The organism is Streptomyces sp. NBC_00457, from assembly GCF_036014015.1.
Taxonomy (GTDB): domain Bacteria; phylum Actinomycetota; class Actinomycetes; order Streptomycetales; family Streptomycetaceae; genus Streptomyces.
The window spans coordinates 3501788-3517523 of the sequence record NZ_CP107905.1 but is presented as its reverse complement, the minus strand read 5'-3'; the positions used below and the strand labels follow the sequence as shown (position 1 = coordinate 3517523).

Sequence of the window (15736 nt, the reverse complement as noted above, 5' to 3'; positions counted from 1 at the left end):
CCCTATTCCTCCGTCTGCTCTTGCATCAGTTGGAGCATCTGCTCCGCCTCCGCCCGCCGGGCCTGTACCGTCTCGTCGCCGTCGTCGGCACCGTCGTACGCGACCAGTACCGCACGCGCGCGTGCGGCGGCCCGGTCGGGGCGGCTCAGGTCTGCCTCCAGCCAGCCGGCGGCGAGTTCGGCGCCGGTGCGGGCGTGCAGGGCGTCGTCACCGGCGGCGGCGAACACCCTGACCGCGTCCACCATCTGGCACAGGGCTTCTTCGAGGGTGGCCCTGATCGAGTCGTCCTCGGCGTCCTCGGTGGCGGACCGGGCGAGCAGGTCGCCGAACTGCCGGTGGGTGTGGCCGAGTTCGGCGGTGAGGCGTTGCCGTGACTCCTCGTCGGCGGTCGCGTCCCGTGCTGTCGCGCAGTCGCGGACCGCGCCCGCCATCAGCTCCCGTGCCCCGTCCGGCCCGTCCTGTGTGCGCAGCGCGAGCCAGGCGCGGGCGCGCAGGGAACGCACCAGGCCATGCACGTTGCCGAGTTCGCGCCACAGGTCGCCCGCGCGCGCGTAGGCCCGGTCGGCCTCGTCGTGCAGCCCCGCGTGCCCCAGGGACTCCGCGGCGAGATGGGCGAGCGTGGCGTGGTCGTGCTGCTCGGGCCAGTGCCGGGCGATCTCGGCGGCCTGCAACCGCCGTTCGGCCGCCGCGCGGTGCTCGCCGAGCTCGCTCAGGCAGTCGCCGAGCCACCACTGCGTCTGTACGACCGCGCCGTCGCCGTGCGTTTCGGCGGTCAGGTCGGGCAGCGCGGACTCCAGCACCTCCGCGGCCTCCGCCCACCGTCCCTGGCGCAGCAGGAACCCGCCGAGCTGATGCCGGGCCCAGGCGCCGAGCGTCGGGCCCTCGCCCGCCTCGTCGGCCCAGTGCGCCGCGTCCAGGGCGTGTTCGGCGGCCTCCGCGGAGTGGCCCCGGCCGCCCAGCACCTCGGCGAGCTGTAGGTGCAGCTGGGCCCGGCCGACCGGCTCCAGGTGCGGTCCGCCGTGCTCCAGCGCCGCCCGCAGCGCCCGCTCGGCCTCCGCCGTGTCGCCCAGGTGGTGCGCGAGCCCCGCCAGCCGGGCCTCGTACTCCACCGCGAACCACGGCAGCCCCGCCCCGACGAACGCCGCCGCGGCCCGCGCGAACAGCTCCGCCGCCCCCGCCACGTCCCCGGCATGCGCGGCCAGCTCCGCGAGCATCGCCTGCGCCTCCGCGGCCCGCGACGCAAGCCGCACATCGTCCCCGGTACGCCCTTCGACCAGCGCCAGCACCTCCCGTACGGCGGCTTCGGCATCGACGAAGACCCGCCCGGCCGGCGAGCCACCGAGCCCATCCGCCGAGAAGCGCCCGACGGACCCATCCCGCGCGGAACGGTGGTCCGGGACCTCGCCGTCCGGAAAGCCGTCGTCCCCGGCCGCGTCCGGCAGGGAGCCGTGAGCCGGTGCTTCGCTGCCCGGGGAGGCGTCGTTCCTGGCTGCGTCCGGTAGGGGGCCTGGGTCGTCTGGGGTGCCGTGGGCCGCGATCTCGCCGCCAGGGAAGCCGTCGTCTCCGGCCGCGTCCGGCGGAGAGCCGTGGGCTGGTGCTTCGCTGCCCGGGGAGGCGTCGTTCCTGGCTGCGTCCGGTAGGGGGCCTGGGTCGTCTGGGGTGCCGTGGGCCGCGATCTCGCCGCCAGGGAAGCCCTCGTCCCCGGTCGCGCCCGGCAGGGAGCCGTGGGCTGGTGCTTCGCTGCCCGGGGAGGCGTCGTTCCTGGCTGCGTCCGGTAGGGGGCCTGGGTCGTCTGGGGTGCCGTGGGCCGCGATCTCGCAGCCCGGGAAGCCGTCGTCTCCGGCCGCGTCCGGCGGAGAGCCGTGGGCTGGTGCTTCGCTGTCCGGGAAGCCGTGGTTCCTGGCTGCGTCCGGTAGGGGGCCTGCGTCGTGTCGAGAGCCGTGGGCCGGTGGCTTGCTGTCCGGGAAGCCGTCGTCCCCGGTCGTGTCCGGCGCGAAGCCTGCGTCCTGGCGGGAGTCGTAGCCCATTGTTTCGCCGGCCGGGAAGCCGTCGCTCGCATTCGGCGGCGCGTCGTCGTCCGGGGCTGTGGCGCCCGACGAATGGTCCGCCTCGTGCACTCGCCGCATCAGGATCCGGGCCTTGCCCATCAGCACCGACGCTGTCTGCGGGAGGCCGGTGCCGCCGTCGGAGTAGAGGGCCAGGACCTCGTCGTAGGGGCCTGCCACGGCGGTGAGCGCGCCGGCCGTGTCGCCCGCGAGCGCGCGCATGTATGCCGCACGCGTGCGTGCCGCGAGGGCCTCGCCGGGGTCGCCCGCCTCCGCGTACAACTGAGCGGCGTGCTCGAACAGGTCGATGCCTTCCGGGCCGAGGTCCATCGCCTGGTGGTCGGCGATCTCGGCACGGTCCCGAGGGGACAGTTCGACCCCCTCGGCGGCCCGGGCGACCGCCGCCCATGCCTCGATCGCGTTCGGCTGCAGGGTGTCCGACAGCCGCCGGGCCTCGGCCAGCAGCGCGGGCAGATCGGGCTCCACGGACTCATCGTGCGCCGGAACCGGCGGGACCGGAACCGTCGCGGGACGTGCCGAGCGCACCCCGAGTGGCAGTCGCTCCACCAGTGGCCGCCGTTCCATACGCGCGCGTGCCCGCTCGCTCACATGCGCCGTGCCGTTGCGCTGGTCGAACCGCCCGGCCAGCGCCAGGGCCTCCACGCGCGCGTGGGCGGCGAGTTCGCCCGCCGTCCACTCCCGTCCGGCCGGCCCCGGTACCCGCCGGCCGCCCAGCCCCAGCGCGGTCAGCCGGTCCATGAGCAGGGCCACGACACTCATGAAGTCCAGCCTGCTGCGCGGATGCCCGGTGTCGGTGAAGTACGCCGGCCGCTCCGCGAGCATTTCCAGGCCACGCGCCTCGTTGCCGGTCAGCGCGCAGAACTCCACATGGTCCGCGTACGCGCCGCGCATGCTCTCCATGGCCCGGACGAGCCGGAAGCCCCGCAGATGGTTGGCCCGCGCCTCGTCCAGGCGGCCCAGCCGCAGCAGCGGCACCAGGGACGACGCCAGCACCGAGTGCGGCTCGTGGGCGCAGGTGAACTCGCCCGCCAGAACCGGCGCCCACAGCTCCAGCGCCGCCGCGTCCCGCCCCCGCTCCGCCTGCCACCGCCCCTGCCCGTGCAGCTCGCACGCGTGGCAGTCGGCCATGCGGTCCCGGTCGGCGGCCAGCCACGCGGCGTACGCCCGCTCGGCCCGGTCGACGTCCCCGATGTGCGCGGCCACACTGAACTCGGCGCTGCGCACGGCCCGTTCGGAGTGCCCGGCGAGCCGGTAGCGGTGTTCCATCTCGCCGAGCCACTTCTCGACGGACGCGAGCGGGATGTGCGGCTGGTCGAGCATGCCGGACGACATCCACTTGAAGACCCAGTGCAGCGAATGGGTCTCGTACTCGTCGAAGTCCTCGGGGTGTTCGTCCCACATGCGCAGCAGGCGCGCGAAGGGGACGAACATCTTGTCCTTCTCGGAGCTGTAGTTGTAGACCTTCAGCTGGTGCCCGAGCGCCTCGATCACCGCAAGGGGGATGTTCAGCTTCTCGGCCTCGGCGAGCAGCTGCTCCGCGCGCGCGTTGCGGGCCGGGCCCTCCGGCTGCTCGCCGTTCTCCGCCATCGCCCGGCGCAGGGAGTCGAAGTCCGTGATCTCAGTCATCGCTGACCGTCCTCGCTGTGCGTGGCCCACTCCAGGAGGCCGATGAACGCCCGGTTCAGCAACGCCGAGTCGGCGGGCCTCAGCGGCCGCTGCGCCATCAGCAGGGCCTGCCCGTACAGCGACTCCGTGGCGGTGCCGATCAGTTCGGGGTCCCGCAGCGAACTGATCCTGCGGATCAGCGGGCTGAGATGGTTGAGCACCAGACGCGCGCGCGGGGCGCTGCCGCGCAGCGAACCGAGGATGCCCGCCCAGAGATCGTCGGCCTGCTCCTCGGTCTCCGCGCGGGCCTGCTCGTGCCGGGCCGCCCGGTCGTCCAGGTGCAGCGCGGGCACGGACAGCGGATGGAAGGCGCGCAGGACGACATCACAGCCCAGCGGGTCGAGCTTCGCCCGCGCCGCCGCCAGGAACCCCGCCAACGCCAGCTCCTCCGCCGGATCGACCGCGTCCAGATGCGCGGTCACCGTGTCGGCGTCCAGCTCGGCGACCACCGTCCCCGGCCGCACCGACGGCAGCGCCTCGACCAGCTCACTGTCGTACGTGTAACCGCCGTTGATCACCCCGACGCCCTGCGCGGACGCGATCGGCGCGACCTGCCGGTACTCCTCGACGGTCCGGGTGAAGTGCACCACCGGGTGCCGCTGCGCGAACTCCTCCAGGGACAGCCGCCCGTCGGTCGTCTCGAAGGGCAGCCACGGCAGCATCGTGCGCAGCATCTCCTTGTCGTGCCGCGCAAGGGACTTCACGCCCAGGTAGTGCACCGACAGGAAGGCCGCCAGCCGCTCCGGATCACCGGCAGCAAGTCCCGTGAGCCACGAGCGAATCCGTTCCCCGAGGGCGTCCCGTACGGCGGCGAGGGTCTCGTCCTCGTACAGCGACTCGCGCGAGGCGGTAGGCCGCAGGCTGTCGGTGTCGAGCACACAGCGCACGAAGAACGCCCAGTCGGGCAGCAGCTGTTCGGCCCGCTCGGTCAGCAACATGCCCTTGAGATGGACGCGATGACTCGCCCGCTGCGCCGGGCTGACCGCGGACGGCAGCACGTACGCCACCCCCCGGACACCGGCGAGCGGCACGTTCAGCTCGATCGCGTCCAGCGGGGTGAAGCCGAACAGATCGTGACAGTGCCGGGCCAGGGCCACCCTTCGGGTGGCGGGGGAGGGGTACGTACGGTCCCAGGGCGCGGGCAGGTCCGTGATCGCCTCGTCGCCGACCCGGACGTCGTACGGCAGCAGGGACCCGAAGTCCCGGGCCAGCGCGAGCACCCGCTCCTCGGTCAGCCACTCGCCGGCGCCGGGCCGCGCCACCAGGTGCACGGTGGTGCCCGGTTCGGTGCGGGCGTCCGGCGGCAGGCTCCGTACGGTGTACGAGCCGTCGTCCGCCGCGGTCCACTCCACGGGCGCCGCACCGGGCGTACGGGCGCTCAGGCTGACGACCCGGATCCGCTCGGCGACGACGAAACAGGCCAGCAGGCCTATGCCGAACTGGCCGAGGAACTCGGACCGGGCCTCCTGCAACCCCTCCGCCCGCTTCGAGCTGCGGCCGATCGTCGCGAGGAGGTTGTGCACGTCCGCTTCGGTGAGCCCGATCCCGGAGTCCTCCACACGCAGGGTCCCGCCCTCCGCGTACAGCCGCACGCGGGCCGGGGAGTCGGGCTGTTCGGCACGTCTCGCGGTGATGGCGTCGACGGCGTTCTGCAGCAGTTCCCGCAGATAGACCTTGGGACTGGAGTAGAGGTGATGGGAGAGCAGGTCCACCAGACCGCGCAGGTCGACCTGGAACGTATGAGGTGACTGGGGTGCCTGGGATGACTGTGAGGTCTGGGAGTCCATCGTCACGGCGCCGGTGGGGGGAAGGGCGACGGCGCGGGGTCGGGCGGTCCCGTTGAGGCGGTGACCGCGGAAAGGATGGCCGGAGCGCGTCATCCTATGGCCGGAACGAGCCGCCTGACCAGGGGTTTCCGGAGACATCTACGGCATTGTCAGTGGTGTGGTGTGCAATGGATCTCGTGCCCGCACTGGAAGAACCACTGAAAAAGGTGCTCGGCCCCGCCACCGCGAAGGTGATGGCCGAGCATCTCGGCCTGCACACCGTCGGCGACCTTCTGCACCACTACCCGCGCAGATATGAGGAGCGGGGCCAGCTCACACACCTGGCCGACCTCCCCATGGACGAGCACGTGACGGTGGTCGCCATGGTCGCCGACGCCCGGCTGCACACCTTCGCCTCGTCCAAGGCTCCCCGGGGCAAGGGCCAGCGCCTCGAAGTCACCATCACCGACGGCAGCGGCCGACTCCAACTGGTCTTCTTCGGCCACGGCGTTCACAAGCCCCACAAGGAACTGCTGCCGGGCACACGCGCGATGTTCGCGGGCAAGGTCTCCGTCTTCAACCGCCGTCTCCAACTGGCGCACCCGGCGTACGAGTTGCTGCGCGGCGACGCGGAGGAAACCGTGGAGACGTGGGCCGGCGCCCTCATCCCCATCTACCCCGCCACCGCCAAGCTGGAGTCCTGGAAGATCGGCAAGGCGATCCAGACGGTCCTGCCCAGCGCCCAGGAGGCCCTCGACCCCCTCCCGGACACCCTCCGTGAAGGCCGCGGCCTGGTTCCCCTCCCCGAGGCCCTGCTCAAGATCCACCGCCCCCACACCAAGGCGGACATCACCGACGCCCGCTCCCGCCTCAAGTGGGACGAGGCCTTCGTCCTCCAGGTCGCCCTCGCCCGCCGCCGCCACGCCGACGCCCAACTCCCGGCAGTCGCCCGCAAACCCAAGCCGGACGGCCTCCTCACGTCCTTCGACGACCGCCTCCCCTTCACCCTCACCGAAGGCCAGCAGAAGGTCTCCAAAGAGATCTTCGACGACCTGGCGACCGAGCACCCGATGCACCGGCTGCTCCAAGGGGAGGTCGGATCCGGAAAGACCATGGTGGCCCTCCGCGCCATGCTCGCCGTCGTCGACGCGGGCGGACAGGCCGCGATGCTCGCCCCCACCGAAGTGCTCGCCCAGCAGCACCACCGCTCGGTCGTCGAGATGATGGGCGAGCTGGCCGAGGGCGGGATGCTGGGCGGTGCCGACCAGGGGACCAAGGTCGTCCTGCTCACCGGCTCGATGGGCGCCGCCGCCCGCCGCCAGGCGCTGCTCGACCTGGTCACCGGCGAGGCCGGGATCGTGATCGGCACGCATGCGCTGATCGAGGACAAGGTGCGGTTCCACGACCTCGGCCTGGTCGTCGTCGACGAACAGCACCGCTTCGGCGTCGAGCAGCGAGACGCCCTGCGCGGCAAGGGCAAGCAGCCGCCCCACCTGCTCGTCATGACCGCCACGCCCATCCCGCGCACCGTCGCCATGACCGTCTTCGGCGACCTGGAGACCTCCGTCCTCGACCAGCTCCCCGCCGGGCGCTCACCGATCGCCAGCCATGTCGTCCCGGCCGCCGACAAGCCGCACTTCCTCGCCAGGGCCTGGGAGCGGGTGCGCGAGGAGGTCGGCAAGGGGCATCAGGCGTACGTCGTGTGCCCACGGATCGGCGACGAGGAGGAGGACCCGAAAAAGAAGAAGTCCCCCGAGGACGAGGCCGAGAAGCGCCCACCGCTCGCCGTCCTGGACATGGCCGACCAACTCGCCAAGGGCCCCCTGCAAGGCCTCGGGGTCGAGGTCCTGCACGGCCGTATGCACCCCGACGACAAGGACGCGGTCATGCGCCGCTTCGCCGCCGGCGAGACCCATGTCCTGGTCGCTACCACAGTCATCGAGGTCGGCGTGAATGTCCCCAACGCCACCGCCATGGTGATCATGGACGCCGACCGCTTCGGCGTCTCCCAGCTCCACCAGCTGCGTGGCCGAGTGGGCCGAGGCTCCGCGCCGGGGCTCTGCCTCCTGGTGACCGAGATGCCGGAAGCCAGCCCCGCCCGCCAGCGCCTGAACGCCGTGGCCGCCACCCTCGACGGCTTCGAACTCTCCCGCATCGACCTCGAACAACGCCGCGAGGGCGACGTCCTCGGCCAGGCCCAGTCCGGCGCCCGCACCAGCCTGCGCATGCTCGCCGTCATAGAGGACGAGGAGATCATCGCGGAGGCGAGAGACGAAGCGGCGGCGGTGGTAGCGGCAGACCCCGAGCTGACAGCACTTCCCGGCCTACGGACAGCGCTGGAAGCCCTCTTGGACGAGGAAAGAGAGCAGTACTTGGAAAAGGGGTGAAGGAGACCCACCTCTCAGGGGCGCGGGGAACTGCGCGACCAGCCACACTGATACCTGAACCCGCCCACAACCAAGGACCAAAGATGACCCGCGTGATCGCCGGCGCAGCCGGCGGACGTCGCCTAGCCGTCCCCCCGGGGACCGGTACGCGCCCCACCTCCGACCGCGCACGCGAAGGTCTCTTCTCCACCTGGCAGTCCCTCCTCGGCGGCCCCCTGGTCGGCGAGCGGGTCCTCGACCTGTACGCGGGATCCGGCGCCGTGGGCCTGGAAGCCCTGTCCCGAGGCGCGGGCCATGTCCTCCTCGTCGAGGCCGACGCCCGCGCCGCCCGTGTCGTCCGGGAGAACGTGAAGAACCTCGGCCTCCCCGGCGCCGAAGTCCGGGCAGGTAAAGCAGAACAGATCATCCGCACAACCCCGCCTGAACAGCCGTACGACATCGTCTTCCTCGATCCGCCGTACCGAGTCTCAGATCACGATCTTCGGGAGATCCTGCTCACACTCCGCACCGAGGGCTGGCTAGCGCCGGAGGCGCTCGTCACCGTGGAGCGCAGTACCAGAGGCGGCGAGTTCGGCTGGCCGCCCGGCTTCGACGCGATCCGGGCCCGTCGTTACGGCGAGGGGACGTTTTGGTACGGTCGCGCCGCCTCTACGTGCGAAGACGCACGATGACCGGACCGGAGAGCGAGGGATCTCAAGTGCGCCGCGCCGTCTGTCCCGGGTCGTTCGACCCGATCACCAACGGACACCTCGACATCATTGGCCGCGCCTCCAGGCTGTATGACGAGGTCTACGTCGCGGTGATGATCAACAAGTCCAAGAAGGGCCTGTTCGAGATCGACGAGCGGATCGACCTGATCCGCCAGGTCACCGCCGAATTCGAGAACGTCCGGGTCGAGGCCTTCCACGGTCTGCTCGTCGACTTCTGCAAGGAACGCGACATCCCCGCCATCGTGAAGGGCCTGCGCGCGGTCAGCGACTTCGACTACGAGCTGCAGATGGCCCAGATGAACATCGGCCTCTCAGGCGTGGAGACGCTCTTCGTGCCGACCAACCCCACCTACAGCTTCCTGTCGTCCTCCCTGGTCAAGGAGGTCGCGACCTGGGGCGGAGACGTCTCCCACCTGGTCCCGCCGGCGGTCTTCGAGGCCCTTGCCGAGCGCCTGAGGAAGGGCTGAGCGGGCCGTATCACGGGCGCCCGGAAAACCACTGAGGAAACCCCCGGAAAATCCCCCGGAAGCTGACAATCCGTCACCCGCTGTCCGGCGGGCACCCCATGGCCGTACAGTCGACCCGTCCGTCTCCATCACAGTTGTAGAGAGTGGCGAGCACACGGTGGACGTGCAGAAGAAGCTCGACGAGATCGTCGCCGCGGTCTCCAGTGCCCGGTCGATGCCCATGTCGGCCTCGTGCGTGGTCAACCGCGCCGACCTGCTCGCGCTGCTCGAAGAGGTGCGCGAGGCTCTGCCCGGCTCCCTCGCGCAGGCCCAGGAGCTGATCGGCGGCCGTGAGCAGATGGTCGAGCAGGCCCGCCAGGAGGCCGAGCGGATCATCCAGACCGCGCACGCCGAGCGCGGCTCGCTGATCTCCGACACCGAGGTCGCCCGCCGCTCCCAGAGCGAGGCCGACCGCATCCTCGCCGAGGCCCGCAAGGAGGCCGAGGAGATCCGCGCCGAGGCCGACGAGTACGTCGACTCCAAGCTCGCCAACTTCGAGGTCGTCCTCACCAAGACCCTCGGCTCCGTCGGCCGCGGCCGCGAGAAGCTCCTCGGCACCGGACCCGGCCTCGACGAGCAGGGCTACGAGGACGAGGACGCCCCCGAGCGCAGCCACGACCCCGAGACGCTGCGCCGCACCGCCGACGAGTACGTCGACGTCAAGCTGGGCGCCTTCGAGGCGGTCCTCGCCAAGACCCTGGAAGCCGTCGGCCGCGGCCGGCAGAAGCTGCACGGCCGTATCGCCTCGGACGACCTCGGCGCCCTCGCCGATGACATCAGCACCGTCCAGCACTCCAGCGACGCCGACTACCTCACCGGCCTCGCGGCCCTCGCCGAGCAGGACGCCCAGGCCCCGCACCAGCCCGAACAGCCCCAGCAGCCGGACTACGGCCAGCCGCAGCCGGCGTACGGCTACCAGCAGACCGCGCAGCAGGACCCGTACGGCGGCGGCTACCAGCAGCAGGCCTACGCCCAGCAGGACGCCTACGGCTACCAGCAGGCCGACCCGTACGCCTACCAGGGCTACGACGCCCAGCAGCAGGCGTACGACCCGAACCAGGTGCCGCAGCAGGCTCAGCAGGCTCAAGAGCCCCAGCAGGGCTACGCCCTCGACGAGACCAGCCTCTTCGACACCGGCATGATCAGTGCCGAGCAGCTGCGGGCCTACGAGCAGGGGCGCGGCAACGGCTGAGGCCCCGGTGCCCAGCGGATTGGGACGAGAGCGAAAGGTCCAGTATCCTGGCTCTTCGGTCGCGTGTACGTCCGCGATCAATGCTGCCCGGGAGACATCAAGGGCGGCGTCCCTCTGAGCTCGAAGATCGAAAGCAGGAACGGCGTGACAGCCCGCCTCGACCACCGCAACCCTCTCGTGTTCGACACGCACGAGCTGGGTCGGCGGCCTGGTGCGCTGCAGCGCCTGACCCGCGAGATCGGCGCTCCCAAGGATCTCGGGATCCAGGGAGTCATCGGAGTGCCGGAAGGCGCACCGGTGGAGCTCGAGCTCCGGCTCGAGTCGGTCATGGAAGGTGTGCTTGTCACAGGCACCGCCCGTGCACAGGCAAAGGGGGAGTGCGTAAGGTGTCTGGAGCCGCTCGAGCTGGCGCTCGAAGCGGACTTCCAGGAGATGTTCTCGTACCCTGACGCCGACGACCGGGGCCGCGTCAAAGCGGAGCCGGCCGACGACGCCGAGGAAGACGAGGACAGGCTCTTCATCGAGGACGGCCTGTTCGACCTCGAACCCGTGCTGCGCGATGCGGTGGTGCTCGCACTGCCGATGCAGCCGGTGTGCCAGGAAGACTGCCCAGGTCTGTGCGCCGAGTGCGGCGTACGCCTTGCGGACGACCCGGACCACCATCACGACGCCGTCGACATTCGTTGGGCGGCACTGCAGGGACTCGCCGGTTCACTCGGAGACGGCGAGAAGGACGAGATGAGCGGCGGCGCGACTCAGTCAGCACGCGCCGACGAGAAGCAGGAGAAGTAGCCGTGGCTGTTCCGAAGCGGAAGATGTCGCGCAGCAACACGCGCCACCGCCGGTCGCAGTGGAAGGCTGCGGTCCCCACCCTGGTTGCGTGTGAGCGCTGCCACGAGCCCAAGCTGCAGCACATCGCGTGCCCGTCTTGCGGCACATACAACAAGCGCCAGGTCCTCGAGGTCTGAGCGGCTGGTGAGAGGCACTGTGTCCACGCCGAAGAAGAACTCTGCGGAGACCACGGCCTCGTCCCACACGCTGTTGGAAGGGCGGCTCGGGTACAAGCTCGAGTCCGCCCTTCTGGTGCGTGCGCTGACCCACCGGTCCTACGCATACGAGAACGGCGGTCTGCCGACGAACGAGCGGCTGGAGTTCCTTGGGGACTCCGTGCTCGGCCTCGTCGTCACGGACACGCTGTATCGCACCCACCCCGACCTGCCCGAAGGCCAGTTGGCCAAGTTGCGGGCCGCGGTGGTCAACTCGCGTGCGCTGGCGGAGGTCGGCCGCGGTCTCGACCTGGGCTCCTTCATCCGGCTCGGCCGCGGTGAAGAGGGCACGGGCGGACGGGACAAGGCGTCCATCCTCGCCGACACCCTGGAAGCGGTGATCGGCGCGGTCTATCTCGATCAGGGTCTGGACTCGGCGTCCGAGCTGGTCCACCGACTGTTCGACCCACTGATCGAAAAGTCATCGAATCTCGGAGCCGGCCTGGACTGGAAGACCAGTCTCCAGGAGCTCACCGCGACCGAGGGGCTCGGCGTACCCGAGTACCTGGTCACGGAGACCGGCCCCGATCACGAGAAGACCTTCACTGCTGCCGCCCGCGTCGGAGGCGTCTCGTACGGCACCGGCACCGGCCGCAGCAAGAAGGAGGCGGAGCAGCAGGCAGCTGAGTCCGCGTGGCGGGCCATCAAGGCCGCCGCGGACGAGCGTGCCAAGGCTGCCAAGGTCGCGGCGGCAGAAGTCGAAGCGGTCAAGGCCGCAGCGGCGGAAGCCGAAGCGGCCGAGGCCGAGGTGGCGGAAGCCGCCGGAGGCGCCGACGAGGCGCAGGCCTCCGCCTGACGAACAGCGCAGGACGAGCGCCCGCCCCGCCTTGCGGGGCGGGCGCTCGGCTCGTACACCGGCTCGATACGGGAGACCCCATGCCCGAGTTGCCCGAGGTCGAGGTCGTACGGCGAGGCCTTGCGCGGTGGGTCGCCCATCGCACCGTCACCGACGCCGAGGTCCTCCACCCGCGCGCGGTCCGCCGCCATCTCGCCGGCGCCGACGACTTCGTACACCGCCTCAAGGGCCACCGCATCGGCACCCCCAGCCGCCGCGGCAAGTACCTGTGGCTGCCCCTTGAGGACACGGACCAGTCGATCCTGGCCCACCTCGGCATGAGCGGCCAGCTGCTGGTCCAGCCGCAGGCGGCACCCGACGAGAAGCACCTCAGGATCCGGGTGAGATTCGCCGACGACCTCGCCACGGAACTCCGCTTCGTCGACCAACGCACCTTCGGCGGCCTGTCGTTGCACGACAACACCCCCGCAGGCCTGCCCGACGTCATCGCGCACATCGCCCGCGACCCGCTCGACCCCCTCTTCGACGACGAGGCCTTCCACCAGGCGCTGCGCCGCAAGCGCACCACCATCAAACGGGCCCTGCTCGACCAGTCGTTGATCAGTGGCGTCGGCAACATCTACGCGGACGAGGCCCTTTGGCGCGCACGCCTCCACTACGAGCGCCCCACCTCGACCTTCACCCGCCCGCGCACCGCCGAACTCCTGGGCCACGTGCGGGACGTGATGAACGCGGCCCTGGCGGTGGGCGGCACCAGCTTCGACAGCCTCTACGTCAACGTCAACGGGGAGTCGGGCTACTTCGACCGCTCGCTCGACGCGTACGGCCGTGAGGGACTGCCCTGCAAGAGGTGCGGTACGCCGATGCGCCGCCGCGCCTGGATGAACCGGTCGAGCTACTTCTGCCCGAAGTGTCAGCGGGCGCCGCGCGTCTCGTCGTAGCGCATCCGTGCGGTGAGCACGTCGTCCATGCGGCCCTCCACGAAATGGATGAGGGCCAGCAGGCGCTCGGCGACCTCGCGGCCGAGCGGGGTCAGTTCGTAGTCCACGCGGGGCGGGTTGGTCGGCTGGGCCTCGCGGTGCACCAGGCCGTCACGCTCCAGTGCGTGCAGCGTCTGGGACAGCATCTTCTCGCTCACGCCGTCCACGCGGCGGCGCAGCTCGTTGAAGCGCAGCGACCCCTCGTACAACGCGCCGAGCGTCAGTCCGCCCCAGCGGCCCGTGATGTGCTCCAGCGTGCCGCGCGAGGGGCAGGCCTTCGCGAACACGTTGAACGGCAGCTCCTGCTCGGCCGTCCGCTCCTGCGTGATGTCCATGCCTCAAGCGTACTCGGGTGCAGCGCTAACCAGAAGTTAGTGCTATGTCTCAGTACCCGAAGTTCTGCGTCCACCACGGCCCACCGGACCCGAGGTGGACACCCACGCCCAGCGTCTTGAAGTCGCAGTTCAGGATGTTGGCCTTGTGCCCGGGGCTGTTCATCCAGGCCTCCATGACGGCGGCCGCGTCAGACTGGCCGCGGGCTATGTTCTCGCCGCCGAGGTCGGCTATCCCGGCTGCTTCGGCGCGGTCCCACGGAGTGGCTCCGTTGGGGTCGGTGTGGTCGAAGAAGCCCAGGTCGGCCATGGCGTCGCTGAAGTCCCGGGCCAGCTGGGCCAGCGCGCTGTTCGCGGAGACCGGGCTGCAGCCCACCTTCGCCCGCTCCTGGTTGACGAGCTTGAGCACCTCGGCCTCGGCCCTGGCCTCGGCGGACACCGTCACCGGGGCGCCGGTGTCCTTCTCCGGCGCCTTGGTGGCCGGGCGCGACGGGGTGGGCGTGGGCTTCGGCTTCTTGGTCTTGGCCGGCGGGGCCTTCGGCTCCTTGGACGGAGTCTCGGTCGGCGCCGTGGACGCCGAGGCGGACGGCGCCGGCGAGGCCGCACGCTCGTTGTCCCGGCTAGCCGACTCTTCGGTCTCGCGGCCCTCGGCGGCGCCGGACGTGCCGCCCTGCTCGGTCGCGCTGTTCGAGGGCGTGTCCACGGCCTGCACGCTGTCGCCGCTGTCGCTGCCGCCACCGAGCTGGTAGTTCTCCACGCCGGGCACCACACCCGTGGCCACCGCGACCGTGCCGATGGCGACCGCGGCGGAGACGCCGAGCAGTCCGGCACGCACCGGACGCACCGCCTTCTTCTTACGGCGGTGCCCAGCGGTTCGCCGGCCACCCCCGCCGGGTGCGGCGTCAGGGAAGACGACGCGGTAGTCCTCGTCCGAGGCGAAGAGGTAGCGCTCGCTGCGCGCGGTGGTCTCGGCGTACGCCTCGGTGCCGGGGTAGGGCGCCTCGGTGTTCAGGTAGGGCGCCCTGCCCGGGATGGAACGGTCTGCCGCGTACGCGTCGTATGCGTCGTACGAGTCCTGCGGGTCGTGGCTCCCTGTGCGGGAACCGTACGTTTCTGTGACCCCCGTGGCGCGGCCCGTGGCGGCGCGGCCGGCGGCTGAGCGTCGGTGGCGTCCCATGTCCTTGCCTTCCTCGTCCTGTGCGGTCGACTCGCCCGTGCGGTCAACGCAACCTCACTCGATCGAGTGAGTTTCATATGAGATTCATTGGGGCTGGACGGTACCGCATGGCGCAGGGTGAGGAAGTGCCGTGAGAGACATTGGCCCGTTAGGTTGCCCTCATGAGCGAGGATGTGCGGTTGGTCGCCTGGGTGCGTGGACGCGTCCAAGGTGTGGGTTTTCGCTGGTTCACCCGGGCCAAGGCGCTCGAGATCGGCGGCCTGAGTGGTTTTGCTCTCAATTTGGAGGACGGACGGGTCCAGGTGGTCGCGGAGGGCCCGCGCGGAGCGTGCCAACGGCTCCTCGACTGGCTCGGGAGCGCCGACACGCCCGGCCGCGTCGACGGAGTCACCGAGATCTGGGACACACCCCGCGGCGGCTACGACGGCTTCTCGATCCGCTGAGCGATTTCTGTAAAGCGGCCCAGGTGGAAGCGGAGGTACATGCCACCGGCAGCTGCCCCGAGCAGAAAGAGCCTGGTGGTTGCCAAGAACCGGTTGCCATGGCAGGCTCCGCACGCAAGGATGATCGTCACGCCCTGAGGGGCCCGCAGGAGCAGCAGCGCCGCCGGTTTCACGGCCGCGCGCCCCCGGGATGCCCGCCAAAGCAGGGCGTGATCGTGTTGACCGTCAAACTTTTTGGTGAGACGCTGAAAGCCCCGCGCACCTTAGCTGTTTGGCATGGAGAACGGCAGCACAACTCAACAGTGCCAAGCACCGCGGGTGCGAATCCCTCACGACCCACACCGCATCGGTCGGTCACTCATTGTGGAGGACCATCCATCATGGCAAAGGCGCTTCTCGGTTACGTCGGCGGCTCCGACCCTCGACTCCTCGCCGAGATGCGACGGCTCCAGCAGCGTGTCCAGGACCTGGAATCCGAGCTCGGACGAATCCAGGCGGAGAACGACTCGCTGACGGCTGCCGCTTCTCACGACAGGATCATGGAGAGCATGGACTCTCACGACAGGGTCATGGAGAGCATTGACGCACACCAGGCGGAGCCTGCGCTCACCTGATCACTGCATCACACAGCACCACACAACGACAGCAGTGGTTGGGCTGCCTGTATCAA

General features: G+C 70.6%; 14 protein-coding genes. 10 read left to right on the top strand and 4 right to left on the bottom strand.

Annotated elements, in window-relative coordinates; translation table 11 throughout:
* Positions 1–2: 2 nt before the first annotated feature.
* Positions 3–3692: a hypothetical protein gene (locus OG828_RS15770; RefSeq protein ID WP_328501503.1), complete on the bottom strand. Its 3690-nt coding sequence runs from the start codon at positions 3690–3692 to the stop codon at positions 3–5.
* Positions 3689–5518 carry an HSP90 family protein gene (locus tag OG828_RS15765; protein WP_328504876.1) on the bottom strand — a complete coding sequence of 610 codons (1830 nt, stop codon included), beginning with the start codon at positions 5516–5518 and terminating at the stop codon, positions 3689–3691. The genes OG828_RS15770 and OG828_RS15765 overlap by 4 nt, the downstream gene beginning before the upstream one ends.
* 167 nt (positions 5519–5685) lie before the next feature.
* Here OG828_RS15765 and recG point away from each other — a divergent pair, with 167 nt between their 5' ends.
* The 8 genes from recG (at position 5686) to mutM (ending at position 13075) form a co-directional block, all read left to right on the top strand.
* The gene (recG, locus tag OG828_RS15760) at positions 5686–7884 is read left to right on the top strand and encodes an ATP-dependent DNA helicase RecG (protein ID WP_328501502.1); all 2199 of its coding nucleotides are present in this window, start codon (positions 5686–5688) and stop codon (positions 7882–7884) included.
* Between the two features lie 83 nt (positions 7885–7967).
* A complete protein-coding gene (gene rsmD, locus OG828_RS15755; protein ID WP_328356300.1) occupies positions 7968–8555 on the top strand; it encodes a 16S rRNA (guanine(966)-N(2))-methyltransferase RsmD in 588 nt (195 codons plus the stop codon).
* Between the two features lie 26 nt (positions 8556–8581).
* Positions 8582–9061: a pantetheine-phosphate adenylyltransferase gene (gene coaD / locus OG828_RS15750; RefSeq protein WP_328371877.1), complete on the top strand. Its 480-nt coding sequence runs from the start codon at positions 8582–8584 to the stop codon at positions 9059–9061.
* A 157-nt stretch (positions 9062–9218) separates the two neighbouring features.
* Positions 9219–10292, top strand: coding sequence for an ATP synthase F0 subunit B (locus OG828_RS15745; RefSeq protein WP_328501501.1), 1074 nt, complete (start codon positions 9219–9221; stop codon positions 10290–10292).
* 144 nt (positions 10293–10436) lie between these two features.
* The gene (locus OG828_RS15740) at positions 10437–11084 is read left to right on the top strand and encodes a YceD family protein (RefSeq protein WP_328371875.1); all 648 of its coding nucleotides are present in this window, start codon (positions 10437–10439) and stop codon (positions 11082–11084) included.
* 2 nt (positions 11085–11086) lie between these two features.
* A complete protein-coding gene (rpmF, locus tag OG828_RS15735) occupies positions 11087–11260 on the top strand; it encodes a 50S ribosomal protein L32 (protein ID WP_007493396.1) in 174 nt (57 codons plus the stop codon).
* A 19-nt stretch (positions 11261–11279) separates the two neighbouring features.
* Positions 11280–12134 (top strand): ribonuclease III, encoded by an 855-nt coding sequence (gene rnc / locus OG828_RS15730; protein WP_328371872.1) that lies wholly within the window; start codon positions 11280–11282, stop codon positions 12132–12134.
* 80 nt (positions 12135–12214) lie between these two features.
* Positions 12215–13075 carry a bifunctional DNA-formamidopyrimidine glycosylase/DNA-(apurinic or apyrimidinic site) lyase gene (gene mutM / locus OG828_RS15725; protein WP_328501500.1) on the top strand — a complete coding sequence of 287 codons (861 nt, stop codon included), beginning with the start codon at positions 12215–12217 and terminating at the stop codon, positions 13073–13075.
* Here mutM and OG828_RS15720 read toward each other — a convergent pair.
* Both OG828_RS15720 and OG828_RS15715 read right to left on the bottom strand, forming a co-directional pair.
* A complete protein-coding gene (locus OG828_RS15720) occupies positions 13048–13449 on the bottom strand; it encodes a winged helix-turn-helix transcriptional regulator (protein WP_328501499.1) in 402 nt (133 codons plus the stop codon). The genes mutM and OG828_RS15720 overlap by 28 nt on opposite strands.
* A 49-nt stretch (positions 13450–13498) precedes the next feature.
* On the bottom strand, positions 13499–14623 hold the full coding sequence (locus OG828_RS15715) for a CAP domain-containing protein (protein WP_328501498.1): 1125 nt from the start codon (positions 14621–14623) through the stop codon (positions 13499–13501).
* A gap of 161 nt (positions 14624–14784) precedes the next feature.
* Here OG828_RS15715 and OG828_RS15710 point away from each other — a divergent pair, with 161 nt between their 5' ends.
* Entirely contained in the window at positions 14785–15066 is a 282-nt protein-coding gene (locus OG828_RS15710) for an acylphosphatase (protein ID WP_328501497.1), read from the top strand.
* A gap of 380 nt (positions 15067–15446) precedes the next feature.
* Positions 15447–15680, top strand: coding sequence for a hypothetical protein (locus OG828_RS15705; RefSeq protein WP_210577425.1), 234 nt, complete (start codon positions 15447–15449; stop codon positions 15678–15680).
* Positions 15681–15736: the final 56 nt, after the last annotated feature.

Coding starts and splice junctions, on each gene's coding strand:
- OG828_RS15770 (WP_328501503.1), bottom strand. CDS start 3,692: ATGACTGAGATCACGGACTTCGACTCCCTGCGCCGGGCGATGGCGGAG.
- OG828_RS15765 (WP_328504876.1), bottom strand. CDS start 5,518: ATGGACTCCCAGACCTCACAGTCATCCCAGGCACCCCAGTCACCTCAT.
- recG (WP_328501502.1), top strand. CDS start 5,686: ATGGATCTCGTGCCCGCACTGGAAGAACCACTGAAAAAGGTGCTCGGC.
- rsmD (WP_328356300.1), top strand. CDS start 7,968: ATGACCCGCGTGATCGCCGGCGCAGCCGGCGGACGTCGCCTAGCCGTC.
- mutM (WP_328501500.1), top strand. CDS start 12,215: ATGCCCGAGTTGCCCGAGGTCGAGGTCGTACGGCGAGGCCTTGCGCGG.
- OG828_RS15720 (WP_328501499.1), bottom strand. CDS start 13,449: ATGGACATCACGCAGGAGCGGACGGCCGAGCAGGAGCTGCCGTTCAAC.
- OG828_RS15715 (WP_328501498.1), bottom strand. CDS start 14,623: ATGGGACGCCACCGACGCTCAGCCGCCGGCCGCGCCGCCACGGGCCGC.
- OG828_RS15710 (WP_328501497.1), top strand. CDS start 14,785: ATGAGCGAGGATGTGCGGTTGGTCGCCTGGGTGCGTGGACGCGTCCAA.
- OG828_RS15705 (WP_210577425.1), top strand. CDS start 15,447: ATGGCAAAGGCGCTTCTCGGTTACGTCGGCGGCTCCGACCCTCGACTC.